This is a genomic window from Streptomyces sp. NPDC002926 (assembly GCF_053591755.1).
The window spans coordinates 165,246-190,871 of the sequence record NZ_JBSFUK010000008.1 but is presented as its reverse complement, the minus strand read 5'-3'; the positions used below and the strand labels follow the sequence as shown (position 1 = coordinate 190,871).

The following is a 25,626-nucleotide window of genomic DNA, read 5'->3' as shown; positions in this document are numbered from 1 at the left end:
CCTGTCGTGGCCTTGGCCGGCGAGCACACCTGGCGTAACGCTAGAAAGCGCGGGTCGACGAATACAACCCCTAATTCTTCCCCCGATTCAGCGCCAATTCCCGATTCCCCAAGAAGTCGTCCAGAGGTTATGCAGAAGGCGTTCAGCCCGTCTCCTCGAACCTGGCTGAGTCCAGCCAACGCAGTGCCACGGATTCCCGCTCCAGCGGGATGTGGCACGTTTCGGACCGGGAAGGTCGAGCATGCCGTCCACTCTCACCGGCATACCCACTGAATTCGATGTCATCGTTATCGGTGGTGGGCCGGCCGGTGCCACCACCGCCGGGCTTCTCGCCAAGCGCGGACACCAGGTGCTGATTCTCGACCGCGAGCGTTTTCCCCGATACCACGTGGGCGAATCCCTGATTCCGGTCGTGATGGCCCCCATGGCGGAAATGGGGCTGACCGAGCGGATGGAACAGCGCGGATTCGAGCGCAAGTACGGCGGCACGTTCGTCTGGGGAAGCGAACAAGCGGCCTGGGACTTCTCCTTCGTCGACGGCGGCGACTATCCGTTCGCGTACCACACCCGGCGCGCCGACCTGGACGCGATGATCCTGGACCGGGCGCGGGAGCTGGGGGCGTTCGTCGTCGAGGACGCCACGGTGAAGGAGCCCGTCGAGGAGGACGGCCGGGTCACCGGCGTGCGCTTCGCCGTGCGCGGCGGAAAGGAGACGTACGAGGTCAAGGCCGCCATGGTGGTGGACGCCTCGGGCCAGGCACGTGTCCTCACCCGCCGATACTCGGAGATCCACTGGCACGACAATCTCCGCAACGTCGCCGTGTGGACGTACTTCGACAACTGCGAGCGGCTGCCCGGCGACCAGTACACCAACATCCTGATCGAGGGCATCGAGAACGGCTGGTTCTGGGGAATTCCGCTCGACAAGGGGACGGTCAGCGTCGGTTTCGTGACGCCGAGTTCGGTGGCCGGCGAGAGCGACCAGAATCTCGAACAGCTCTTCCGCGACGAGGTCGAGAAGACCACGAAGCTCAAGCACATGCTGCGGGACGCGCGTCAGTCGGCCGGATTCCGCAGCGCCCGGGACTGGTCGTACACGAATCAGACGGTGTACGGGCAGGGCTGGGCCGCCGTCGGTGACGCGGCCGCGTTCGTCGACCCGCTGATCTCGACCGGCGTCGCGCTGGCGACGACCGCGGGCAGCATCCTGTCCCGGGTCATCGACAAGATCCTTCAGTACCCGGAGATCGAGGAGGTGGCACTCAAGCGCTACGCCACCGCCTACCTGAGCTTCTTCAACGAGGTCCGTTCCTTCGTGGAGCGCTTCTACGACCGGTCGTTGAAGAAGGAGGAATACCACAAGCTCGCCCAGTCGATCATCGACCCGGAAGAGAAGAACACTCCGGCGAACGACTTCGTCACGCTCCTGGCGGGCCTGCGCGGCAAGCACCTCGCACTGAACATCACCGTCGACGACCTCGTCCCGGAGACCCAGCTCTCCGCCACTGCCGAGAACTGAGCCGACCGGCCGAACGTCAAAGGGAAGGGAAAACTGGTGCCAGGCAAGAACTCCGCCTCCGAGGCGGCAGACCGGTACGACGTGGCGATTCTCGGCAGCGGCATGGCCGGGGGCATGCTGGGCGCGGTGCTCGCCCGCAACGGGGTGCGGACCCTCATCCTCGACGCGGGCACCCACCCGCGCTTCGCGGTGGGCGAGTCGACCATCCCGTACACCTCGGGCCTCGCGCGGCTCATCTCCAAGCGCTACGACGTGCCCGAGCTGAAGGCCCTGTCGAACTACAAGGGGACCATCGAGGAGATCTCCCCCAACTGCGGCCAGAAGCAGAACTTCGGCTTCGTCTACCACCGCGAGGGGCAGCCGCAGAATCCGCGGGAGATCAACCAGCTGGTCGTCCCCGTCGACCTGCGCACCGAGACCCATCTGTTCCGGCAGGACGTCGACGCGCATCTGTTCCACGTGGCGATCACGTACGGTGCCGACGCGCGGCTCGCTACCCGGGTCACCGACATCGAGATAGACCCGGACGAGGGCGCGGTCCTGCGCACGGAGCACGGCGAGGAGTTCCGGGCCTCCTACGTGGTCGACGGCAGCGGGTTCCGCTCGCCGCTCGCGGAGAAGTTCGAGCTGCGCGAGACGCCCACGCGGGCCCGGACCCACTCGCGCTGTCTGTTCACGCACATGATCGGGGTGAAGCCGTTCGACGACTCACCCACCGCGCAGGACCACGACCAGCCGAGTCCGTGGCACCACGGCACGCTGCACCACGTCTTCGACGGCGGCTGGCTCTGGGTGATCCCGTTCGACAACCACGACGCGGCCCGCAACCCGCTGTGCAGCGTCGGCCTCACCCTCGACCCGAGGAAGTACCCGAAGGGCGACACGCCCCCGGAGCAGGAGTTCGAGGACTTCCTGGCCCGCTTCCCCGAGATCGCCTGGCAGTTCGAGGGGGCGAAGGCGGTCCGCCCGTGGGTCTCCACCGGCCGGCTCCAGTACTCGGCCGAGACGGTCGTCGGCGACCGCTACTGCCTGACGTCGCACGCCGCCGGGTTCATCGACGCGCTGTACTCGCGCGGCCTGGCCAACACCCTCGAGCTCGTCAACGCGCTGGGCTGGCGGCTCATCGCCGCCTCCCGCGACGGTGACTGGTCGAAGGAGCGGTTCGCCCACGTGGAGGCCTTGCAGCAGGGGCTGTTCGACTTCCACGACGACCTGGTCTACAGCTCGTTCGTCGGCTTCGGTCACTACGAGCTGTGGAACGCCGTCAACCGGACCTGGATGCTCGGCACGATGAGCGGCAACATGATGGTCGAGGACGCCTACTACCGGTTCAGCAACACCGGCGACCCGGAGGTCTTCCTGGAGACCGAGCGGTCCGGTCACCCCGGATCCCCCCTCCCGATCAGCGAGAGTTTCGTCCGGATGGGTTCGCTGACCCGTGAGCTGTGCGAGGCCGTCGAGGCGGGGACCGTCGAACCGGCCGACGCCGCGGCGCGCATCCACGAGTACATCCAGAAGGAAGTGAACTTCATCGCGCACGCCGACAAGTTCGGACTGCCCGAGAACCGCCTCTTCAACATGACGCGGGAGCGGATGGAGGCGGCCGAGGAGTGGTCCCGCACCCAGGCCCCGCCGGAGATCGGCAAGCGCATGCTCAACGCCGCCCGGGGAATGGCGCTCGCCAAGGAGTCGGAGTCCGGGAGCGGCTCCGGGGGCTACTGATCCCGGTGCACCGACCTGCCCGGTCCGCCGGGCAGGTCTCCTGAAGCGGTCCTGAACCCCGTGCTCCCCCGCCGGACGACCTCGCGTACGCGGCCACGCGTCGCGGGGCCGTCCGGCGGCCCGGGTCCGTAACCCCTTCCTTCCCTGTCCGTTCCCTTGCCCCGCCCCTTCTCTGTCCGTTCCCTGTCCGCGTCCCCGTGACCGAGGCGAGTGAGGACCCATGTCGCACCAGCGGTACGAAGCCGATCTGCGCCGTCTGATGGCCGGATTCCCCACGGGCGTCTCGGTCGTGACGGCACTGGCCCCGGACGGTGTCCCCTGGGGGATGACGTGCACCTCCCTGTGCAGCGTCGCCCTCGACCCGCCGACGTTGCTCGTCTGCCTGCGCGCCGGCAGCCCCACCCTCGGCGCAGTGCTGGACAGCGGGTCGTTCTCGGTGAATCTCCTGCACCAACACGCCCGCTCCACCGCCGAGTTGTTCGGCTCGGGGGCCGTGGACCGGTTCGACCGCCTGCCATGGGTGCCGGCGCCGAACGGCGGCGCCCATCTGGTCGAGGCGGCGCACACGATCGCCGACTGCACGGTCACCGCCGAACAGCCCGTCGGAGACCACACGGTGGTGATGGCGCGCGTCACCCTGGTCACCGCGCTGCGCGGGCCGATGCCCCTGCTGTACGGCATGCGCCGGTACGGGTCCTGGGCGGAGGACACGGAGAATGGCTTTCTGTCGTACGACTTCATCTCCTGACGGCGACAGAGGGAACGGCGGACCATGGTCGTCACCGTGATCGATCCCTACCCGATGCCCGGCCCGGACCTGCTCGCCGAGAACCGGGTCGACTGGACCGTGGACCCCGAGCGGTCCGCCCTGCTCGTCCTGAACATGCAGGGCTTCTTCCTCCGGCCGTACACCCGTGGCACGTCGCCGCTCACGCCCTTGCTGGCCAACTGCTCGGCCCTCCTCACGACATGCCGTCGGCTGCGCGTACCGGTCGTCCACACCGTGCAGCCCGGCACCCAGGCGCCGGGTGAGCGCGGCCTGCTCACGGACTTCTGGGGGAAGGGCCTCGACGACGCCCTGGAGGACGCGGCCATCGCGGACGAAGTCGCCCCGGACGCGAGCGGCTGCGTCCTGTCCGCCTGGCGCTACAGCGCCTTCTTCGGCTCGGGCCTGGAGCGACAGCTGCGGTCCGAGGGCCGCGACCAGCTGGTGATCTGCGGTGTGTACGCGCATCTCAGCGGCGTCGCCACGGCCCTGGACGCGTTCAGCCACAACCTGGAGGTATTCCTCGCGGCCGACGCGGTCGCGGACTTCAGCGCCCACAAGCACCGGGCGGCCCTCACCTGGGCCACGAGCTGCTGCGCGGTCGCGAAAGCCACCGCCGAGCTGACGGCGGAATTGCTCGGCGGAGCCCGCACGCACGGCGGCTGACACCACCCGCCCGCGCCCTTGTCGCTCGACAAGGACATCCCGCGTGGCTACTATTTTTACATGTATAAAAACTCGGCACGAGAGGAACGGGCCGTAAGCCCCAGAGGCATCCTGGCGACGGTCTCCGTCGCCCAGCTGATGGTCTCGCTCGACGTCTCGGTGGTGAACGTCGCCCTGCCGTCGATGCGGACGGCGCTCGGCTTCGACGAGGCGGGACTGTCCTGGGTGGTCAACGCCTACACACTCACCTTCGGCGGACTGCTGCTCCTGGGCGGGCGGGCCGCCGACCGATTCGGCCGCAGGCCACTGCTCCTGATCGGCCTCGCGCTCTTCGGCATCACCTCGCTCCTGGGCGGTCTCGCGCAGGACCCGGGCCAGCTGATCGCCGCGCGCGCCGCGCAGGGCGTAGGTGCGGCGCTGATCGCACCGGCCGCGCTCGCGGTCCTGACGACGAGCTTCCCGGCGGGGCCACAGCGCGGTAAGGCCCTCGGCGTGTACAGCGCCGTCACGGCCGGCGGCGCCGCCGTCGGCGTCGTGGTGGGCGGTCTGCTCACGGAGTACATCAACTGGCGCTGGGTCATGCTGGTGAACGTCCCGATGGCGCTCGTCGGCGCCTGGCTCGCGGGCCGTCACGTCCCGGCGGCCGGCGTGGGCGACACCGCACGCCGACTCGATGTGGTCGGTGCGATCCTGGCCACCCTGGGCACATCGCTACTGGTCTTCGCGCTGGTCAGGACCGACACCGAGCCATGGGGTTCGACGACCACGATCGGTAGTCTGATCGTCGCGGCGATCCTGCTGACCGGATTCTTCGTCTACGAGGGCACCTACGCCAAGGAACCCCTCCTGCGGCTCGGTGTGCTCACCAACCGGTCGGTGTCCGGCGCGAACCTTTACATGATGATGGTCTCCATCACGATCTTCACCTCCTTCTACTTCGTCTCCCTCTACCTCCAGCAGGTCCTCGGGATGGGCGCGCTCAGCGCCGGCCTCGCGTTCCTGCCGTTCTGCCTGGGCCTCGTCGTGGGGTCTCTGTACGCGGTGAAGCTGCTCGCCCGGTTCGAGGCCCGCCAGCTGCTCATCGTGGGCGGGATCATCGGCGCTCTCGGGATGTACTGGTTCAGTCAGATCAGGCCGGACGGCAGCTTCCTGGTCGACATCCTGGGGCCGTCCCTCGTGACCAGCTTCGGCATCGGGCCGCTCCTCGTCCCGATCGCCAACGCGGCGACCGCGGGGGTCGCCCCGAACGAGGCCGGCATGGCGTCGGGCCTGCTCAACAGCGCGCGTCAGCTGGGTGGCAGCATCGGCCTGGCCTCGATGAGCGCGGTCGCGGCCGCCGCCACGTCGAGCGCCGCCGTGTCGGACTCGGTGGGCGAACGGCTCACCTCCGGGTACGGCATGGTGTTCGCGGCCAACAGCGCCCTGCTGATCTTCGCCGTCCTCGTCGCCCTGTTCCTCCTCCCCCGCCGGAACCCGAGCCCCGTGCCGGGCCCGTCGCCCCGCCCGGACGCCGGACCCGGCGCACGGCACGACGGATGGAGCGGGGAGGCGACTCCGGCGGAGAGGGGAGGACGCAACTGACCTCACCCACCACCCGACCGGCCGCGAACGGGCTCTCCCGCGCGGCCGGTCCGTCATGTGCGCAGCCTCCCCGCGCACCGCCACCCGTCACCCTCGCCCCGGCCTCGGGGAGAGAACGTCCAGCACTCCTTCAGACGGCCGTGCGCACACTGGAGCCGTCGTGGCCCGAGGAGGTGCACAGGGATGGTGCTGGTCGAGCGGGAGCCTCAACTCACGCAGCTTTCCGGCCTGTTGGAGAAGTGTCTGGACGGAGCCGGCAGCATCGTCGTGCTCCGGGGGCCGGTGACGGTCGGCAAGACGGAGTTGCTGCACACCTTCGCGGAGCGGGTGGCGGGCGCCCGCGTACGCTTCCTCGAAGCCTCTGCCTCGCCGGAAGAGCGGCACCTGCCCTTCGGCCTCCTCAGTCAGCTCCTGCACGGCGCCGACGCCCTGTACGCGGAGCGGGCCGCGGCCCTCATCGGCGGCGAAGCCCGTCAGGACAGCGCGGCCGGGCCCCAGGTCCTCGAAGGGGTCGCACGGATCTTTCTCGACATGAGCGCCGGCGAGCCGCTGCTCATCGGGATCGACGACGTCTACCACGCGGACGCAGACTCGCTGCGGTGTCTGCTCTTCCTCGCCCGGCGGCTGCGCCGTTCCCGCATCATGCTCGTCCTGGGCGACCAGGACCGTTCCGGCTCGCGGCACGCGGAGGTACACAGCGAGCTGTCGCGCCATCCGTACTGCACGCAGATCCGGCTCGACCCGCTCTCCTACGACGGCGTCGCGGCCCTGCTCGCGCACGACCTCGACGCCCATGTGGCGCACAGTCTTGCCGCGGGCGCCTTCGCCGTCACCGGCGGCAATCCGCTGCTCGTACGAGCCCTTGCGGAGGACTGGGAGGCGTACGCGCGATCGGCGGGGACGGAGCCCCCCACCGCGCTGGTGGTGGGCGACCGTTTCGCCGAACGGGTCGTGAGCTGCCTCCACCGACTCGAACCGGACGCGCTCGCCGTGGCCCGCGCCATCGCCGTGGTCGGCGAGACGCCCCACACGGATCTTGTCGCCCGGCTCGGCGGACTCGGCACGATCGAGACCCGCGCGCTCGTCGAACTCCTCGAAGCATCGGGCCTGTTGCACCACGGCCGTTACCGGCACCCCGCGGCGCAAGCCGCCGTCCTCAGGGACTTCGAGGCCTCCGGGCGCATCGCGTGGCACCGGAGGGCCGCCGCGATGCTGCACGCCGAGGGCGGCCGTTCCACCTCGATCGCCCACCAGCTGATCGCCGCCGGAGAGACCGACGAACCATGGGCGCCAGCCGTGCTCCGGGAGTCCGCCGCCCGCGCGACCGCCGGCGGCCAGGTCGACTTCGCCCTCGACTGCCTCGAACTGGCCCACTCCCTCGCCGACGACGGGCAGCAGCGCGCCGTGAGCCGCGCGGTGCTCGCCGAGGCCGAATGGCGCCTCGATCCCGCACGCTCCGTACGCCATCTCGGCCAGCTCACGGACGCGCTGAACCGAGGACTGCTCACAAGCCGCCACTCCCTCGCTGTGCTCGAGTACCTCCTCTGGCACGGCCGGGTGGACGAGGCGGCCACGGCGCTCGACCGGCTCGCCGCGACGGCGACCGGACGGGAGGCGGCGGAGCTCGGTGCCGTACGCGCCTGTCTGGAACTCTGCTACCCGGCCCAGCGCCACCACCGGAGCACCCGCGCCCCGGCACCCACGCCTGTGGACCCGCCCTCCGGTGCCCCTTCGCTGGTCACCACCGTGCTCGCGGCTGTGCGGGGCGAGGGGGCGGTGTCGGGCGACCACCTCTGGCAGGGCCTGCGCACGGACGAGCCGCTCTCCCGGATCGCCTTGGGCCTCCTTGCCCTGGCCAGGCCCGAGCGGCTGGCGACGGTGGCGCCCTGGTGCCTGCCGGTGCTCGCGGACGCCGCGGGACACGAAGGCCCGGACTGGCGGGGCCTGGTCACGGCGGCGCGGGCCGACGCGGCGCTGCTCCGGGGTGAGCTGCCGACCGCGGGCGAGTTCGCGTCGGAGGCCCTGGACGAGACCTCCGCGGCGAGTTGGGGTGTGCTGGCCGGCGCGCCGCTGGCCTGTCTGCTCGTCACCGCCGTGGAGACCGGGCGGTACGAGGACGCCGCCACGTATCTGAACATTCCGCTGCCGGGCGCGCTGCTCGAGACACCGTTCGGACTCCGGTACCTGCGGGCACGCGGGCAGTACCACCTGGCGATCGATAGGCCGTACGCGGCGCTGAGCGACTTCAGGGCCTGCGGCCGGCTCCTGCGGGACTGGAAGGCCGACGGCCCACGGCAGCTGCCGTGGCGGATCGACGCCGCCCAAGCCATGGTGCGCCTCGGCCGCCGGGGCGACGCGCACACGCTCCTGGAGGAGCAGCTCGACGGCCTTCCCGTCGACGACGAGCGGACCCTGGGCCGGGCACTGCGGCAGCTGGCGGCGACCCTGGAGCCGCACGAGCGGCCGCCGCTGCTCGGCGACGCCGTGGAGGCCTTGCAGGCAGCCGGTGACCGGGTGGAGCTCGCGCACACGCTCGCCGACCTCGGCAACGCCTTTGCGGCGACCGGCGACTCACGGCGGGCCAGGCCTCTCCTGCGCCGGGCGTGGCGGGCGGCGCAGGAGTGCCACGCGGAGCGGCTCGCCCGCACTCTGCGACCCGGCGCCGCGGGTACGCCGTCGGCAGGGTCCCCCTCCGGGGTCTCCGGTGGACCGTTCCTCGGCGGCAATCAGACGGCGGAGCTGAGCGCCGCCGAGCGGCGGGTAGGGGGTCTGGCCACACAGGGGCACAGCAACCGGCAGATCGCGCAGCGGCTGTGCATCACGGTGAGCACGGTCGAGCAGCATCTGACGCAGGTCTATCGCAAGCTCGGGGTGCGGAACCGTACCGACCTTCCGGTGTTCCTGGAGGAAGAGGAAAACGCGTTTGGGGCGAATCCCGGCGTCAACTCCGGGGCGGACCCCTTACTCGCCGACGCCTTTTCGAATTCCGCCCCCTATTCCCCCTAGAGAGTGCGGTGACCACCTTCACAGAGGGAGGGGTGTCCACTGCTTCGCATTCCGTGACTAGGCTGACTCAGCGACTCTTTCACAGAGCATCGAGAGCCTTTCCACCGACTTGAGCGAGGGGCAGTCAGAATGATCCTCAGTGAACGTACGGCCCCCTGGGCCGCCACGCGGAGCGGACCGACCGTATTGGGAGTTGGCACCGCGAACCCGGATTCCTCCTATTCCCAGGAGGATATCCTCGACCTGTACGGCATCCAGGACAGGCGCATCCGTTCGGTCTTCCTCAACAGCGCGATAGACCGGCGCTTTCTGAACGTTCCGCCGTACGGTGACGACGGTCGGCCCCGGATGGAGACCCAGGGCGCACTGCTCACCAAGCACAAGGTCCGGGGCACGGAGATGGGCGCCCGGGCGCTGCAGTCCTGCCTCAAGCGGATCGGCGCCGCGGTCAGCGACATCGACCATCTGGTCTGTGTGACCTCGACGGGTCTGCTGACGCCCGGTTTCAGCGCCCTCCTCATCAGGGAGCTGGGCATTCCCACCGACTGCAGCCGACTCGACATCGTCGGCATGGGCTGCAACGCCGGCCTCAACGCCCTCAACGCGACCACCGGCTGGGCCTCGGCCAACCCGGGGAAGATCGCCATGATGGTGTGCATCGAGGTGTGCTCCGCCGCGTACGTCTTCGACGGCACGATGCGCACCTCGGTCGTCAACAGCCTCTTCGGCGACGGTTCCGCGGCGATCGCCGTCTCGCACGCCCCGGAGCAGCCCGGCCCGCAGGTACTGAAGTACGCCAGTCGCATCGTCCCCGACGCGGTCGACGCCATGCGCTACGACTGGGACGACGAGCAGGGGAAGTTCAGTTTCTTCCTCGACCGCGACGTGCCCTACGTGGTGGGCGCGCACGCCGAGGAGGTCATCACGGACCTGCTCAAGGGGACCGGCCTGCGGCGCAGTCAGATCGCGCACTGGCTGGTGCACTCCGGAGGCAAGAAGGTCATCGACTCGGTGGCGGTCAACCTCGGCCTCACCCGGCACAACGTGCGGCACACCACCGATGTGCTGCGCGACTACGGCAACCTCTCCAGCGGTTCCTTCCTGTTCTCGTACGAGCAGCTGCTGCGGGAAGGCGTGACGCGCCCCGGCGACTACGGCGTCCTCATGACGATGGGCCCCGGTTCGACCCTCGAGACGGCACTCGTCCGCTACTGACCGACCCCAGGGCCGAACTCCCGCAGCGCATCCCCGCACCGAACTCGCCCTTTCCGTCCCGACGATCAGGACTCACACATGCCTTCCTCGGACCTCGCGCAGGCCCAGTCCCCCGACACTCTCCTCGACATCGACAGCACACGTCCGCTGTGCCCCCTGCTGGTCGCGGACGTCACCGCACTCTGCGACCGCCTGGAGGACGCCGGGGGCACGGCGAGCGCCGTGATCCGGTTGCACGGCACGGGCCCGGCGGAGAACTGGCCCGGCGATGTGGGCATCGATGTGGTCAGCCACTGGGAGCGGGCCCTGCGGCGGCTCGAACAGGGCCGGTACGCCAAGATCGTGACCGTCGAGGGGGCCTGCAGCGGTCCCGCCCTCGACGTCCTGCTCACCGCCGACCACCGCATCGGCGCGCCGGGGCTGCGTATCACCGTGCCGGTGAACAACGGCGGCGTCTGGGCGGGCATGGCCGTGCACCGCCTCACCAACCAGCTCGGCGGCCTCCTCGCCCGCCGGCTCGTCCTGTTCGGCGCCGAGCTCTCGGAACAGCGGGCGCTGGACGTCGGACTGATCGACCAGACGGCCAAGGATCCGGCTGCCGTCGCCGCGCGGCTTGCCACGCGCTTCGCCCGGCTCGACCCCGCCGAGCTCGCGATCCGGCGGCAGCTCGTCCTCGACGCCGGTGTGACCGCCTTCGAGGAGGCCCTCGGCAAGCATCTCGCCGCCTGTGACCGGACGTTGCGCCGGACCAGGGACGAGTTCGCGATCGCTCGCGGCAACGCCTGATGACCGCTACGGAAGGAGCACGGAACATGACGGTGCGCCCCGTGGCCGGCGCGGAGCGGTGGTCCGCTCCGGTGCCGGTCCTCAGCGGCTCGCTGCCGGCCGATGCCGGCGCCCTGATGGCGTACACGGCCGACGCGGAGAAGCTCCTCGCGGACCTGCCCCCCAAGTCCGGGCGGAATCCCGACCAGCAGCGGCTCGCCGCCGACGTGATCGCCGACCAGCGGCGGGTGCGCAGCGCGTTCCTGAGGCTGCACGCCGAGCGGGTCTACCATGTGCTCACCGGTGGCCTGCGGGAGCAACTCTCGCTGTCCGAACTGATGTTCGCGGCCTCCGAGGCCTTCCCGGGGCTGACCCCGACCGAGGCGCAGATGGCGGCGGAGCGGGAGTGCGCGCAAGCCGACAAGGACGGGCGCGAGATCGACCAGGGCATCTTCTTCCACGAGGTGCTGCGGTCGCCGGAGGCCGGTCCCCATCTGATGGACGCGTTGCTGCGGCCCACCCGGCGCGCCCGGTCGCTCCTCGGCGAGTTCGGCCGGACGGGGAGCCTCGAACTGGGCACGGTCCGGCTGGAGCGGATCGACGGGGCGGCCCACATCACCCTGTGCAACGGCCGGTTCCTCAACGCCGAGGACAATCAGCTCGTCGACGACCTGGAGACGGCGGTCGACCTCGCGCTGCTCGACGACCGCGTCAAGGTGGGGGTGTTGCGCGGCGGGAAGATGACCCATCCGCGCTACCAGGGCCGCCGGGTCTTCTGCGCCGGGATCAACCTGGTCGATCTGCACCAGGGCCGGATCTCGTTCGTGGACTTCCTGCTCCGCCGTGAACTCGGCTATCTCCACAAGCTGATCCGCGGCGTCCGGGTAGACGACCCCTGGCCCCGGCCCCTGGTGGAGAAGCCGTGGGTGGCCGCCGTCGACACCTTCGCGATCGGCGGCGGCATGCAGTTGCTGTTTGCCGTCGATCATGTCATCGCCGCCGCCGACGCGTACTTCAGCCTTCCGGCCGCCCAGGAGGGCATCGTGCCGGGCATGGCGAACCTCCGGCTGACCGCGCTCGCGGGCGGACGTCTTTCGCGGCAGGTCATCCTGTCCGGCCGCAAGCTCTGGGCGCGCGAGCCCGAGGCGCGGCTGGTCTGCGACGAGGTGGTCGACCCCAAGCTGATGGACGCGAGCGTGGAGGCCGCAGTCGCCCGGCTCGCGAGCCCGGCCGTGGTCCCGAACCGGCACATGATCAATCTCGCCGAGGAGCCGGTGGACCACCTCCGCGCGTACGCCGCGGAGTTCGCGCTGGAACAAGCGCTGCGGCTGTACAGCGCCGACGTCATCGACAAGGTGGACCGGTTCAGCGCCGGGACGTCCTCGGCGGGGCGGACGGGAAGCGGCTCGTGAGGCCCGTCGACGCGATGCTGGAGATCCTGCGCGACGAGGGTGTAACCCGGGTCTTCGGCAACCCGGGCACGACGGAACTGCCCTTCGTCGAGGCGGTCACGGCGGCCCCCGACCTCCAGTACGTCCTCGGGGTCCAGGAGGCCTCCGTGGTCGCGATGGCCGACGGGTACGCGCGCGCCACCGGCCGCCCGGCCTTCGTCAGCCTGCACATCGCCGCCGGCCTCGCCAACGGCATGGTCGGACTCCTCAACGCCGGCCGCTCGCGTACGCCGCTCGTGGTCACCGCGGGACAGCAGGACCGCCGCCATCTGGCACAGGACCCCATGCTCTCCGGCGACCTGGTGGGCATCGCCCGGGCGGTGGTCAAGCACACCTTCGACGTCCAGCACGCGCACGACCTCCCGGGGATGCTGCGCCGAGCCTTCGCGCTGGCCGCCCAGCCGCCCGCGGGCCCCGTCTTCCTCTCGATCCCGATGGACCTCCTGGAGGAGGAGGCGCCCATCGACCCGCCCGTGCCGAGGTCGGTGCGGGGCGGGCTCGGCCCCGCCGCCGGGTGGCCGGAGGCGGCCGAGCGGCTCGCCGCCGCGAGGCGACCGGCGATCGTCGCCGGCGACGGGGTGGGACGCGACGGCGCCATGGCCGAGATGGTGGCGCTCGCCGAGGCAATCGGGGCGACCGTCTTCCACCAGCCAATGCACGACGGCGTGGACTTCCCCACCGTCCATCCCCTCTCCGCGGGCATGCTCGACGCCCGGAACTCGGCGATCCGGGCCGCTCTCGAGGGCCACGACGTGGTGTTCATCGCGGGCACGCGGGCGTTCATGGCGCACCACTACGAGCCCGGGTCACCGATCCCCGCCGGCACCGAAGTCATCCAGCTCGACGACGACCCGGGCGAGCCTGGGCGGAACTTCCCCGTGGCGCTCGGTCTCGCCGGCGGGATCCGGGGCACGCTCGCGGCGCTCGCCGCCCAGCTCGCCGGGAAGGTGCCGGCGGCACCGGGGCGTGTCGAGGCGATCGGCCGTGTCCACGAGGCCACCCGTGCCCAGGTGCGCAAGCGCGCCCTCGCGGGCTACGGCGATGCCCCGATGGATCCGCTGGCCGCCGTGCACGCAGTCGTCTCCGGGCTCCCGGTGGACGCCGTCGTGGTGGAGGAGGCGATCACCAGCGGGCTACTGCTCCGCTCCGTCCTGCCCCTGGAGCGCCCCCGTTCCTATGTGCACACGGTGGGCGGCGGGCTGGGCTCCGGTATCGGCGCCGCGATCGGCTCCCGGATGGGTGACCCCACGCGCCCGGTGGTCGCCGTGCTCGGCGACGGCTGCACCCTGTTCGGGCTCCAGGGGCTGTGGAGCGCCGCCCGCTACGACGTGCCGGTCACCTTCGTGGTGATGAACAACGGCGAGTACCGCACCCTCAAAGAGACGGCGGCCCGGCGGGAACGGGGCCGGGCGGCGCGCCGTCGTGCCGGTGGCCAGGAGCTCACGCCGCCGCGGCTCGATCTGCCGCCCGCCAGGGACTGCCTGGGCCTCACGGACGGTGTGGCGGGCCGTCCCGACGGCCTGGATCTCGCGCCGCCTGAACTCGACTTCACCCGGGTCGCGGCGTTCTTCGGCATCACCGCGGTACGGGCCCGCTCGACGGACCATCTCGCCGAGACCGTGGCGTGGGCGGCCGGGCGGGCGGAGCCCGTCCTCATCGACGTCCCCGTCACGAGCCATGCTGACAGGGCGTGACCGGCGCGCGGCGCGTGGCCCGGCGCCGAAGACACCGTCAGAACATCAGGAGGACTCCCAATGATGTTGTCAAGAGAGGCTGGTGACGCATCGTGAGTGAGTTATGCCGCTGCGGCGCCCTGTTCGGGTGGGCTGATCTCGAGTCGCCGACTGTAACGGCGCGGGAGGGCCGGGAAGTACTCCAGTATCTGGGCCCGCATCCGGTTGATCGCCCGGGTGCGGTCGGCGGTCAGGTCGTAGCGGCGGGCGGTCAGGATCCGCAGGTCAACCGCTATCTCCTCCTCCGCCGCCAAGGGTTGCAAGTCCCGGCGCATCCTCGCCTGGTCGGCGATGACGAAGGCGTCTTTCGCATCCGTCTTCCCGTTGCCGCGGTAGGCGCCGGAGGCGTGATGGACAGCGCTGCCGGGGATGTAGAGCAGCTTCTGCCCGTGGTTGACCAGCAACGTGATCAGCAGACCCGCACCACCAGCGTTCAGGTCAACAGCCCAGGTCACATCGTCGCTGATGTCGAGGACATCCGCGACGAGCTCCAGCAGCTCGGGCTCGTTGTTCGTCACCCGGCGCGAGAGCACCACCGTGGCGTCTGCATCGATCACCGTGCAGTGATGCTCGGCCTTGCCCGCGTCCGTACCGGCCCAGAGGTCAGGCACGGTCACCTCCCAAGTCGTTCCGTTCCAAGTCCCAGCAGACGACCTCGCCGACGTGTCCATACACAGCGATTCAGTTCGCGCATCCCAATGAGCGGCCGAGTCGTCGCGGGGCTCCGGGCGGCCAGTCCTCCTGAGCCACAAGCGGCAGCCACATGACAGCCACACCCAGAGCCCCTGGGCTTCCCGACCTTACGAATGACCGGAAACGAACCCACCAAGAAAGGTATGGATCACATGACAAGCCTGGTCGACGTGGACGGGTTCGCGGGGTCGCTGTTCAGTGACGGCCGGAGGGCCCCGGCCTCGGGGGCCGTCGTCGACGTCGTCGAACCGGCGACGGGGAAGACGCTCGCCCAGGTCAGTGTCGCCAACGCTGCGGACGTCGCGCGTGCCGCGGCCGGGGCGGCACGGGCCCAGCGGGCCTGGGGCGCCCTGCCCGCCGCCGCCCGTGCGGCGGTGCTGCGGCGCGCGGCGGCCGTGTTGGAGGAACACCGTGCCGAGGTCGTCCGGTGGCTGATCCGCGAGGGCGGTGCCGTACGAGCGAAGGCGGAGACCGAGATCGCGGACACGGTCGAGGAGCTCCTCCAGGCGGCGGCCCTGCCCACCCGGCCGCACGGGCAGGTCCTGCCCTCCGAGCCAGGCCGGTCGAGCCTCGCCCGCCGGGTGCCGCTGGGCGTGGTCGGGGTGATCAGCCCGTGGAACGTGCCGCTGCTGCTGGCCCTACGGTCGGTGGCTCCCGCGCTCGCCCTGGGCAACTCCGTGATCCTCAAGCCGGATGTCCGTACGCCGGTCTCGGGCGGCCTGGTCGTGGCGCGGCTCTTCGAGGAGGCGGGGCTCCCGGAGGGTGTCCTGCACGTGCTGCCGGGTGACGCGGTCGCCGGCGGCGCGCTGACGGCCGAACCGGGGGTGGCGATGGTGTCGTTCACCGGCTCGACCACGGTCGGCCGGGAGGTGGGAGCCACGGCGGGGCGCACCCTCAAGCGGGTCTCGCTGGAGCTCGGCGGGAATAACGCGCTGATTGTGCTCGATGACGCCGGACTGCAAGCGGCCGCAGCGGCGGGGGCCTTCGCTTCCTTCTTCCACCAGGGCCAGATCTGCATGGCGGCGGGGCGGCACATCGTGCACGCGTCGGTCGCCGAGGCGTATGTGCGCCTGCTAGTCGAGGAGGCCCGGCAGCTCACCATGGGCGATCCGTGGACCGCCCGGGTCGACCTGGGCCCGATGATCGACGCCCGTCAGCTGCGGCGTACCCACGGGATCGTCCGGGACAGCGTCGCGGCAGGCGCCGAACTGCGCTCGGGCGGCATACCGGACGGGCCGTTCTACCCGCCGACCGTCCTCACCGGGATCACCCCGGAGATGCCCGCGTTCACCGAGGAGGTCTTCGGTCCGGTGGCGCCGGTGGTCGTCGTCGGGGACGACGACGAGGCGGTGGCCGTCGCCAACGACACCGAGTACGGCCTGGTGGCGGCGGTGCGGACGGGTTCAGTCGAGCGGGGGCTCCGCCTGGCCGACCGTCTGCGGACGGGCATGGTCCACGTCAACGACCAGACCGTCAACCACCAGGCGGTGGTGCCCTTCGGCGGCTTCGGCGCCTCGGGCAACGGCGCCCGGCACGGGGCGCAGTTCGCCTGGGACGCGTACACCCAGTGGCAGTGGGTCACGTCCCGGAACGACGAGCCGGACCCGGCCGCATCCGGAACGTAGCGCCGCCGGGCGCGCACCGGCCCCCAGGGGGTGGGCCGGACACCCCCATGCCCCGGTAGAGACGATCACCTGCTACGAAAATCTTGTAGGACCCGTTCACCGTACAGACCGAGTCAGGGAGACGATTCCCGGGCGGGGGTCAGTGAGTTCGACGCCCCCGTCCGAGTTCCGCCGTCCAGCGAAGCCGGAGCGAAGGAGGATCCCTCCCCGGCCCGGGTCGGAGCGGTGACCGATGACGTCGAAGGGCAGCGTCCGTCCCCGCGCGCACACCTCCCCCGCCTGCCCGGTGCGGAGGTTCTCCCCCAGGGCACCGCGCACGCTCAGCCGTACGCCGGGGGCCGCCCCAACGACGGGGCCCCCACCGGCGGACGTGTCCTGGCCGGCGGGGTACGTGCTCACCGCCCAGGGCAGCACGCTTCCCCCGGGGGCGAACTCGGCGCGCAGGGGGGTGGCAGGCAGGATCTCGACGTGCCGGGCCACCACGTCGGGCGGGCACGGGGCGCCCACGAGGAGGACAGTCCGAGGCCGCGGCGGGCGGGGCTCCGCCGTCAGGTAGTCCAGTACGCGTGCGTACTCCCCCGACTCGAACACCGCAACGACCCCTTCCAGGCCCGCGACGAGTCCGCCGGGCCGTACGTGCAGACTGCTGCCGGACCCGAAGGCCCACCACATCGCGGAGAGGGTGGCGGGTCCCGTGGGGTGCTCGGCGACAGTGACCGTCCGTCCCGCCGGGCCCATCTGCGCGGACCTGGCGGCCATCGCCAGATGCCAGGCCCGGTGGTCCACGAGGTGGCCGGAGCTCCACGCCCCGCCCTCCTCCGCCGTCAGCAGGTAGGCGGGCTCGATGGGTGCGGAGCGCGGCAGCGCCCGGTCGAGGGGGCGGACTCCGATCCGCTTCCACAGCTCGGGGTCGTCCAGGAGGAACCGCCGCCGACACCCGCCGTGGTCCCATGCCTCCTGGGTCTCCCGGCTGCAGAGCACCGTGTCGACGCCGCTGACGTCGGCGATCCGGCGGGTCTGTCCGGCCGGTACGCCGCGGGGCACCGGGACGCACACACCGCCCGCCTTGAGGACCGCCAACTGGGCCACGACCGCCTGCCGGTGGTCGGCGCAGTGCACGACGACCGGGTCTCCCAGCTGGACCTCGGCGCGCAGCAGCGCCGTGGCGAGCTGCGAGGAGAGGACGTCGGCCTTGCCGTACGAGAGGACATGCCGGCCCTCGCGGACCACGGCGGCCAGCGGGTGGCGCCGGGCGGCCCGGGTGAAGAGTCCGTCGAGTGTCCGGACCGATTCGGCCGGGTGGTCCCGGCGGCGGGTGCCGGGGCGGACGGGGTCCCGGGGTTCGGCCGAGAGCATGTCTGCGTCTCCTTCTGGTCCTTGTGGCTGCCCTGCGGCTTCCGGCCTGCTCCTGGTGTGCGTCCGCTACGCGGATGGGGTGACGGACGAGGAGCGTTCGCGCTCCCGCCCTGCCTGTCCGGGCGCGGCCGTCTCCGGCACGATCACGGGCTTCGCGTAGGTCCGGGTGAGCAGCGGGCCGGTCATCGCCGTGGTCACCAGGGCCATCACGACCAGCAGGGAGTACAGATCGCCGTCGAGCAGGCCGGCCTGGAGTCCGACGCCTAGGATGACCAGCTCGGTGAGGCCACGGGTGTTCATCAGCGCGGCGAGCGCCGCGGCGGGCCTGCCGGGCAGCCCCGTGCTCCGGGCACCCAGATACGTGCCGCCGAACTTGCCGACCACGGCGACGAGCAGGACGGCGGCCAGTTCGGCGGTCTCCGCCCAGCCGAACTGCCGGAGATCCACCTTGAGTCCGGCGACGACGAAGTAGACGGGCAGGAGCACGGAGGTCACCGTGCGGGTGCGCTGCATGAGGTCGGCGCGCAGCCGCTCCGCGCCGTCGCTCGGCATGATCAGGCCGAAGAGGAAGGCACCGAAGATGTAGTGCATGCCCATGGCCTCGGTCGCCGCGCCGCACAGCAAGGCGCCGATCAGCATCTGCGCGTACCACCAGGACGTCGCGGGCCGGTGGCCGTCGCCCCGGCTCGTACGGCGGCGCAGCCAGGGCCGTACGACGAGGTACAGCACCAGGACGAATGGGATCATGAGGGCGACACGCCAGTGGGTGCCCGCGCTGCCAATCCCGGCCTGCACCCCGGCGAGCGCGGTCCAGGCGACGATGTCGACGAGGGCGGCCGTGGCCAGCGCAATCCCGCCGAGCGTGGTGCCGGCGAGCCCGCGGTCGGAAAGGATCCTCGCCAGGACGGGGAAGGCCGTCACAGACACGGCCAGGCCAATGAAGACGATGAAGGCGGCCTTCTGGTCGGTCTCATGGTTGCGGAGCAGGAAGTAGCCGAGACCGATGCCGAGGACGAACGGCACCGCCGTCGAGCCGAGACTGACTGCCGCGGCCATCTTCCCGCGCCCGCGTAACGCCTGACGTTCGATCTCAAGGCCCACACCGAACATGAACAGCGTGACACCCACGTCGGCCATCGCGCTCAGCAGCGGCCGTATCTCGTGGGGGAACAGGGTGTCGGAGACCGCCCCGTTGAGGAGGGTCGGTCCGAGGAGCACGCCGGCGAGGATCTCGCCCACCACCGGCGGCTGTCCGATCCTGGTGGCGAGATGCCCGAGTCCATGGGCGAGGGCGAGGATGAACGCGAGGTCGAACAGGAGGAGTGCCACCTGATTACTGCTCATGGCGACCACTCTCCTTCAGCCGCCTACAGATGCTCTGAACGGTCTCTGATGGCGTGTGGCCGGCGACGCGGACATGCGGTGACTGTGCGCAGCCCTGTGGCCGGCCGTGCGCGGGCATGCGTGTGCCCCGTGGCCCGGGGGGGCGCACGGGGCACACGGATTCGGCATCCGCCTAGGCGACCGAGGCGGCCGCCTGGAGCAGGCGGGCGACGGCCGCGCTGCGTTGGGGCAGTGGCTCGCGCTCGGCGCACTCGGCCGCGTAGAGCCGCATCAGCTCGGGGAACCGGTACTCGCCCCGGCCGGCCACGACGAGCAGACGGTGGTGCGCGAGCAGCTCGAGCGTGCCCGCCGCCTCCGGCTCGCCGGTGCCGGTCAGATCGGCCGTGGCGGACACGGTGATGAGACCGTCGCTGAAGAGCCCCAGAAGCCGGAACATCCTGGCCGCCTCCTCGGGCAGCGCCTGGTAGGACGTCTCGAACAGGGTGTGCAGGCTCGTCGAGGCGTTGCCGCCCGCCGCCAGCCGGTCGAGCCGTCCGTGTTCCACGGCGAACCGCTCGACCAGTGCCGCCAGGGGCACGTCCTGGTTGGCGGCCAGAGTCTCGGCCATCATCCGCAGGGCGAGCGGCCGTCCTCCGGACAGTCCCACCAGCCGCCTGGCCACGGCCTCCCGATGCCGCAGCCGGTCCCCGCTGAGACAGCGGAGCAGCGCCAGGGCGTCCTGGGTGCCGAGCGGGTCCAGCCGGAGCAGATGCGCGCCGTCGCGGACGGCGAGGCCGCCCAGGCGCTGCCGGCCGGTGCTGAGGACGCAGGAGGAGCCGCCCGGTATGAGGGGACGTAACTGGTCGGCGCTGAGCACGTCGTCGAGCATCACGAGGACGCGCTTGCCGTGCAGCAGGCTCCGGTACAGCGTCGCGCGGCTCGCCAGGTCCCCGGGGATGCGGGCGTTGTCGCCCCCGAGGCTACGCAGCACCTGGAGCAGGGCTTCGGAGGCGCTCAGCGAACGGCCCTCCATGCTCGTGCCGCGCAGGTCGACGTAGAGCTGCCCGTCCGGGAAGTGCTCCGAGAGCCGGTGGGCCAGTTCGAGCGCGAAGGCGCTCTTGCCCACCCCGGCCGGTCCGTCGACGACGACGATGGGAGTGGAGGCCCCCCGCCCGTCGTTCTCGGTGAGGAGCCGTGCCAGGTGACCCAGCTCTCGGGAGCGCCCGACGAACCCCCGAGCCACTGGAGGCGTTTGGGCGGGCCTGGGAGCGTCGGTGAGCATCATGCGGGCCTTCGCTGGCTCCGGGGCGGCCGCCCGGGGCCCGGTCGAGGTGACCGCGTACGTACGGACGGTCCCGGCCCAGGTGTCCGGGCTGCCGGTGAGGATCTGCTGGTGCAGTGCCCGCAGTTCGGCGCCGGGGTCGATGCCGAGTTCGTGCCGCAGCAACCGTCTGGTCTCGGAGTAGACCTGCAGGGCGTGCGCCTGGCGTCCGCAGCGGTACAGCGCCGTCATCAGCAGCCAGCGCAGCTTCTCGCGCAGCGGCTCCTCGGCCACGGCCCCGAGCAGCACGGTGACCGCCTCGACGGGACGGTCCGCCTCCAGCATGTCGGCGGCCCACTCCTCGACGGCCGTGAGCCGCAGGTCCTGGAGCCTCGTCCGCTCCATCGCCGCGAAGGGCCCGGGCACCCCAGAGTGCGCCTCCCCGTGCCAGAGGGACAGCGCGGACTCCGCGGTCTCCAGCGCCTCCTGGAGCCTGCCCTCCGTGCGGGCGCGCCGCGTCTGGGCGTGGCGACGGGCGAAGAGCATGGCGTCGACCGCCTCGGGATCGGTCTGCAGCGCGTACCCTCCGGCGGTCGAGATCAGCAGCTCACCGCTCTCCCGTCTGCTGCGCTCCGGTTCGATGACCCTGCGGAGTCCGGCGACGTAGGTGTGGACACCGTTGGCCGCGGTTTGCGGAATGTCCCCGCCCCACACGGCGTCGATGATGTGATCCACACTCACGACGTCGTTCGCCCGGCTGGCGAGCAGCGCGAACACCGCTCGCTGCTTGGGCGGTCCGAGGGCGATTTCTCTTTCTCTTCCGTGCCGCCAGGCCCGAACCGGACCGAGCAGTTGTACCTCCAAGTGCTCCCCCGCTGCCGGCATTGCCCTGTCACCTCCTGAGGTCGTGTTCGCGGTCCGAGGACCGCTCTTCTGCCAGCGATTCAGACATACAGACGCTTCTCGGGTGCCGTGTCCGGCGCCACCGCTCCGTGCTCGGTTGCGCGCGCCACCAGACAGTCGGCCACGCACTTCAGCTTCTCCCGGGTCTCCTCCAGCTCCCGCTCGGGTACGGAGTGTTCGACGACGCCGGCGCCGGCCTGGAGCCAGGTCTCGCCGTTGCGGCGGAAGACGCTGCGCAGGGCGAGGGCGGCGTCCATGGAACCGTCCCGCGCCACCGTCATCACCGTGCCCGCGTAGAGGCCGCGCTCCCGCGGCTCGCAGGCGGAGATGGCGTCGTACGCGGCGTGCTTGGGCACGCCCGAGGCGGTGACGGCGGGGAAGACGGCGGCGAAGGCGTCCCAGGGGCTGGCGTCCTCGGGCATCCGGCCCACGACCTTGGAGGCCAGGTGCTGTACGGAGCCCCGCTCCTTGACCACCATGAACTCCTGCACGACCACCGTCTCCGGCTTGCAGGGCCCGGCGAGTTCGTCGACCGCGACCTTCACCGAGATGGCGTGCTCGTGGAGTTCCTTGGGGTCCGAGAGGAGACGTTCGCGCAGCCGCCGGTCCTCGTCGGCATCGCCGGTCAGGGCCCGGGTGCCGGCCAGCGGCTGGCTGGAGACGGTGCGGTCGGGCTCGACCTCGACGACGGTCTCCGGGCTGAATCCCAGGGCCTGGAGGTCTCCCATCTTCAACAGGTAGGACCGCGCCGGGGTGTTGGCGCGGCGTCCGGCGAGGTAGCTCGCCGGGAGGTCGACGCCGGAGCTGACGGGGACGATCCGGGAGACCACGGCCTTCTGCATTTCTCCGGCGTGTATGCGGTCCACGACGGCGGCGACGGAGGTGCGGTAGGCATCAGCGCCGGCCTCGACGTCCACGGCGACCGGCCGGTCCCGGGCGCCCGGGTCCGGCTCCAGGCCGACCAGGGTCGTCTCGACGAGGGACATTTCCCCCCAGTCCAAACCGCGAAGGACGGCGTGGTTCCCGGACAGGCGTATCTCCGTGCGCGGAACGACGAGATGGAGCAGAACGTCGTTGTCGACCGGCCGGCCGGCGACGGCGTAGGCGAGTTCGAAGGCGGTCCAGCCGTACGCGCGCCAGTCGGCCAGTTCCAGGCCGTCCAGGAACTCGCGGACCTGGGCCAACGGGTCGCCCTGCCAGGGGCGTTCGACGGTGATGACACCGTTCGTACATCGTACGGTGTCCCGTTTGAGTAAAACCTCGGCCGCGACTCCACCGGCCACCGACCAGCCGTCCGGCGCCTCGTAGACGACATAGGTGGAGAACAGGCCGGAAGCGGCGAGTCCCGTTGCCGCGACAAGCGGCTCGACATGCGTGCGCACGGTAGTTGAATGGTATGAGAAAACCATCGTTCCTTCTCCTGCAGCTGACGAAAGAAATTGACCACCACGAGGGCGGAAAACACTCGACCGATCCCACAGGAGATAACCAAGGAAATATTAACGATGCGTTACAGGAAAGGCATCACAGGGAGTGCGTCGCGGACACCAACCGCAACGCTGACATGGCCCGAAGAAACGTTTAAGCATCAAGAAGAGCACGCGATGCCCTTCATTGAAACAAGACGCCATTCACCCCAGAATTACCTCGACACCTCGGGTGACTGACTCCCCCAATAACGCCCCTGGAAATCCCCAGGAGTGGCCGAACCGAGGCTGACTCTACCTAACAACCGCGACTCAAATCAACAATATTTCACGTCACCCCACGACTTCACCACGACATGAAGGAATTCCCTCCACGGCGACTGCTTTGAAGGCGGCCCGGCGCTTTTGCACGGGGGAGTTGCCGGGCCGCCCGGGCCCCGCCCGTCGATACAAGACAGAACCTGCCTCATCCGGGTGACGACTGCGTCGTCGCCTCCCGCCCTGGCTCATCCTCCTTAGTTTTTATACTCGTAAGACATACGCGTACAATAACTGTACGCCCGGGCTCCTGTCGATACCCCCTCCCCAAGAACCCAGCGCAGCACGGTGATCGGACTGCGGCCGGAGCGGCGGACCGGACAGCTCCACGACTCCGATGGGAGAAGCAAGGATGAAGCCCCGAAACGGGCGCAGAGTAGGTGCGCGGCGGGCCGCACCCCTCTCGCAGGAGACCATCGTCGCGGCCGCGCTGCGCATCCTCGACGGCGAGGGACCCCAGCAGCTGTCCATGCGACGGCTTGCCAAGGAGCTCTCCATCACCCCGATGGCCCTCTACCACCACGTGCGCGACAAGCACGAGTTGCTGCTGCTGCTCGTCGCTTCCCGGTCGCAGGGCGCCGTCCGGCCGGTCCTCCCCGAGGACCCGCGCGAGAGACTGCTCGCGGCCGCCCAGCTGCTCCACGACGTCCTCGCCCAGTACCCGTTCCTGCACGAGATCCTGGCCTCCCCCGACCTCCTGGCCGTGGCCGCACTGTGGGTCATGGAGGCCCTGCTAGACGCGGCGGTCGAGTGCGGTCTCACCCTCGAGAAAGCGGCCCAGGCACATCAGGCCATCTGGCACTACACGGTCGGCGTCCTCCTGATCCGTACGACCAGCCGCCGGCACCACGCCGAACTGACCCGTCCCACCCAGCGCGAGCAGGTCTTCGCCACCCTGTCGCCCGACGCCTTCCCCCGTGTGACCTCGCTCGCCGACCGCTGGTCCACGCTCACCGCGCGGGACACCCACCGGATGGCCCTGGAGGACATCGTCGAGGGACTGCTCGGCGGGCGTCGGACCCACCCGGGAGAACAGGCATGAACATGGACAGCGCACCGATGATCGGCATCCTCGGCGGGTACGGGAACGTAGGCGCGGCCGCGGCCCGCTTCCTCGCCGCCGAGGGCGGCTACCGCCTGCGGATCGGCGGCCGCTCCGCCGCCGCGGCCGGGGGGTTCGCCCTGCAGCTCGGCAACTGCGCCGAGGCCGCGGTGGTCGACGCCGCCGACAGCCAGAGCCTGACGCACTTCAGCCGTGGCTGCGTCACCGTACTCGACTGTTCCGGAACCGCGTTCGCGCTCCGCGGCCGGGTCCGCGCCTCGGTCCTCGCGGCCGGCGTCCACTACGTGGGCATGACGGACGACGGCGGCTCACGCACCCCGGCGGGGGCGTGTTCGGCCGTGCTCTTCACGGGTCTCTCGGGCACTCTGGCCGGCTGGGTGCCGCGCTGGCTGGCCGAAGGCCTCGGCTCCGTGACCCGCTTCAGCGGCTGGTGGGGAGGGCTCGGCGCCATCCCCCCCCATACGGCGGTCTCCTGTCTGCTGGGCAAGCGCCGGGCGGTGGACCTCCCGGAGAACGACGGTGCCCATGACGGCCGTACGTCAGCCGAAGGACCAACGGGCGACGAACTCGGTTCTGCTTCCCAGGAGTTCGCTCCGCCCGCGCCTCCGCTGCCGGCCCACGCCGTCGCCGTCCGTCGCGTCCTCCCCGAGGAACTGCGGCAGCAGGCCTACCTCCTGCGGCTGCGGGAGGCCCACTGGCACGAGGTGCTCAAGGGACCCGGTGTGCCCGCCTTCCTCGACCGGTTCGCCCTGCGTCATCCGGCGGCGGGCGACGGCGGGGCGCTCATGGCCGCCGCCCGGGAGCTGGCCAAGGCGAGTCTGCGGGACGCGGCCGGGAGCTCTCCGTACCAGGTGATGTACGGCACGCTCGACGGGCTGACACCCGACGGCACCCCGGTACGGCGGAACGCGCTCCTGCACTGCACGGACGTGTCCGGCCTGGTGGGGGTGATCGCCTCGATCACCGCGGACGAGGTCACGAAAGGCCGGGTCCCCGCCGGTGTCCACGTCATGGCGGCTACGCTGCCGCCCGGAGACACCGCCGACTGGATCACGCGTCACCTTCCGCGCACGACGGCACGGACGACAGAGGTTCCGACCGGTGCAGGGGGCATGATGACGTCGGCGTCGCCGACTGCCCGGCGCCCCGGATGAGGTCGTCGGCCGGGGCCGGGCGGCCGCGCACACGGGCCGGGCCGCCACCGCCCCGCCACCGACGCACCGTTCCGCACCC

The 25,626-nt window shown here is 70.8% G+C and carries 17 protein-coding genes and 1 pseudogene; 13 read left to right on the top strand and 5 right to left on the bottom strand.

The annotated features are described in order from the left end of the window. Positions 1-241: 241 nt before the first annotated feature. From ACWDZ6_RS16725 to ACWDZ6_RS16680, 10 genes are all read left to right on the top strand, one after another. Positions 242-1,519 carry an NAD(P)/FAD-dependent oxidoreductase gene (locus ACWDZ6_RS16725; RefSeq protein WP_451503437.1) on the top strand — a complete coding sequence of 426 codons (1,278 nt, stop codon included), beginning with the start codon at positions 242-244 and terminating at the stop codon, positions 1,517-1,519. A 36-nt stretch (positions 1,520-1,555) separates the two neighbouring features. Then, positions 1,556-3,241 carry an NAD(P)/FAD-dependent oxidoreductase gene (locus ACWDZ6_RS16720; RefSeq protein ID WP_451503436.1) on the top strand — a complete coding sequence of 562 codons (1,686 nt, stop codon included), beginning with the start codon at positions 1,556-1,558 and terminating at the stop codon, positions 3,239-3,241. Positions 3,242-3,461: 220 nt separating this feature from the next. After that, a complete protein-coding gene (locus tag ACWDZ6_RS16715) occupies positions 3,462-3,989 on the top strand; it encodes a flavin reductase family protein (protein ID WP_451503435.1) in 528 nt (175 codons plus the stop codon). 24 nt (positions 3,990-4,013) lie between these two features. Further along, positions 4,014-4,673, top strand: a complete 660-nt coding sequence (locus ACWDZ6_RS16710; RefSeq protein ID WP_451503434.1) for an isochorismatase family protein — start codon at positions 4,014-4,016, stop codon at positions 4,671-4,673. A gap of 60 nt (positions 4,674-4,733) precedes the next feature. After that, positions 4,734-6,254 carry an MFS transporter gene (locus ACWDZ6_RS16705; RefSeq protein WP_451503433.1) on the top strand — a complete coding sequence of 507 codons (1,521 nt, stop codon included), beginning with the start codon at positions 4,734-4,736 and terminating at the stop codon, positions 6,252-6,254. A 183-nt stretch (positions 6,255-6,437) separates the two neighbouring features. Beyond that, positions 6,438-9,260 (top strand): AAA family ATPase, encoded by a 2,823-nt coding sequence (locus tag ACWDZ6_RS16700; protein WP_451503432.1) that lies wholly within the window; start codon positions 6,438-6,440, stop codon positions 9,258-9,260. Positions 9,261-9,389: 129 nt separating this feature from the next. Further along, positions 9,390-10,475: a 3,5-dihydroxyphenylacetyl-CoA synthase DpgA gene (dpgA, locus tag ACWDZ6_RS16695; protein WP_451503431.1), complete on the top strand. Its 1,086-nt coding sequence runs from the start codon at positions 9,390-9,392 to the stop codon at positions 10,473-10,475. Positions 10,476-10,553: 78 nt separating this feature from the next. Beyond that, on the top strand, positions 10,554-11,261 hold the full coding sequence (gene dpgB, locus ACWDZ6_RS16690) for an enoyl-CoA-hydratase DpgB (RefSeq protein ID WP_451503430.1): 708 nt from the start codon (positions 10,554-10,556) through the stop codon (positions 11,259-11,261). 26 nt (positions 11,262-11,287) lie between these two features. Beyond that, positions 11,288-12,652 (top strand): (3,5-dihydroxyphenyl)acetyl-CoA 1,2-dioxygenase DpgC, encoded by a 1,365-nt coding sequence (gene dpgC / locus ACWDZ6_RS16685; protein WP_451503429.1) that lies wholly within the window; start codon positions 11,288-11,290, stop codon positions 12,650-12,652. Then, positions 12,649-14,385 carry a thiamine pyrophosphate-binding protein gene (locus ACWDZ6_RS16680; protein WP_451503428.1) on the top strand — a complete coding sequence of 579 codons (1,737 nt, stop codon included), beginning with the start codon at positions 12,649-12,651 and terminating at the stop codon, positions 14,383-14,385. Before dpgC ends, ACWDZ6_RS16680 begins: the two co-directional genes overlap by 4 nt. Before the next feature lie 158 nt (positions 14,386-14,543). On the opposite strand, the pseudogene ACWDZ6_RS16675 reads toward ACWDZ6_RS16680, so the two are convergent. Beyond that, a pseudogene (locus ACWDZ6_RS16675) lies at positions 14,544-15,035 on the bottom strand (IS110 family transposase); the annotation flags it as partial. A gap of 234 nt (positions 15,036-15,269) precedes the next feature. Between ACWDZ6_RS16675 and ACWDZ6_RS16670 the strand changes: the two are divergent. After that, positions 15,270-16,742 (top strand): aldehyde dehydrogenase family protein, encoded by a 1,473-nt coding sequence (locus tag ACWDZ6_RS16670; protein ID WP_451503427.1) that lies wholly within the window; start codon positions 15,270-15,272, stop codon positions 16,740-16,742. Between the two features lie 96 nt (positions 16,743-16,838). On the opposite strand, the gene ACWDZ6_RS16665 is transcribed toward ACWDZ6_RS16670, so the two are convergent. The 4 genes from ACWDZ6_RS16665 to ACWDZ6_RS16650 form a co-directional block, all read right to left on the bottom strand. Beyond that, positions 16,839-18,098: an AMP-binding protein gene (locus tag ACWDZ6_RS16665; protein ID WP_451503426.1), complete on the bottom strand. Its 1,260-nt coding sequence runs from the start codon at positions 18,096-18,098 to the stop codon at positions 16,839-16,841. Between the two features lie 66 nt (positions 18,099-18,164). After that, positions 18,165-19,442, bottom strand: coding sequence for a cation:proton antiporter domain-containing protein (locus tag ACWDZ6_RS16660; RefSeq protein WP_451503425.1), 1,278 nt, complete (start codon positions 19,440-19,442; stop codon positions 18,165-18,167). A 172-nt stretch (positions 19,443-19,614) separates the two neighbouring features. After that, positions 19,615-21,567, bottom strand: a complete 1,953-nt coding sequence (locus ACWDZ6_RS16655; protein WP_451503424.1) for a BTAD domain-containing putative transcriptional regulator — start codon at positions 21,565-21,567, stop codon at positions 19,615-19,617. A 59-nt stretch (positions 21,568-21,626) separates the two neighbouring features. Then, the gene (locus ACWDZ6_RS16650; RefSeq protein ID WP_451503423.1) at positions 21,627-22,967 is read right to left on the bottom strand and encodes a salicylate synthase; all 1,341 of its coding nucleotides are present in this window, start codon (positions 22,965-22,967) and stop codon (positions 21,627-21,629) included. Positions 22,968-23,682: 715 nt separating this feature from the next. On the opposite strand from ACWDZ6_RS16650, the gene ACWDZ6_RS16645 reads away from it, so the two are divergent. Together ACWDZ6_RS16645 and ACWDZ6_RS16640 are read left to right on the top strand one after the other, a co-directional pair. Further along, on the top strand, positions 23,683-24,372 hold the full coding sequence (locus tag ACWDZ6_RS16645; protein WP_451503422.1) for a TetR/AcrR family transcriptional regulator: 690 nt from the start codon (positions 23,683-23,685) through the stop codon (positions 24,370-24,372). After that, on the top strand, positions 24,369-25,547 hold the full coding sequence (locus ACWDZ6_RS16640; RefSeq protein WP_451503421.1) for a saccharopine dehydrogenase NADP-binding domain-containing protein: 1,179 nt from the start codon (positions 24,369-24,371) through the stop codon (positions 25,545-25,547). Before ACWDZ6_RS16645 ends, ACWDZ6_RS16640 begins: the two co-directional genes overlap by 4 nt. The last annotated feature ends 79 nt before the right edge of the window (positions 25,548-25,626 follow it).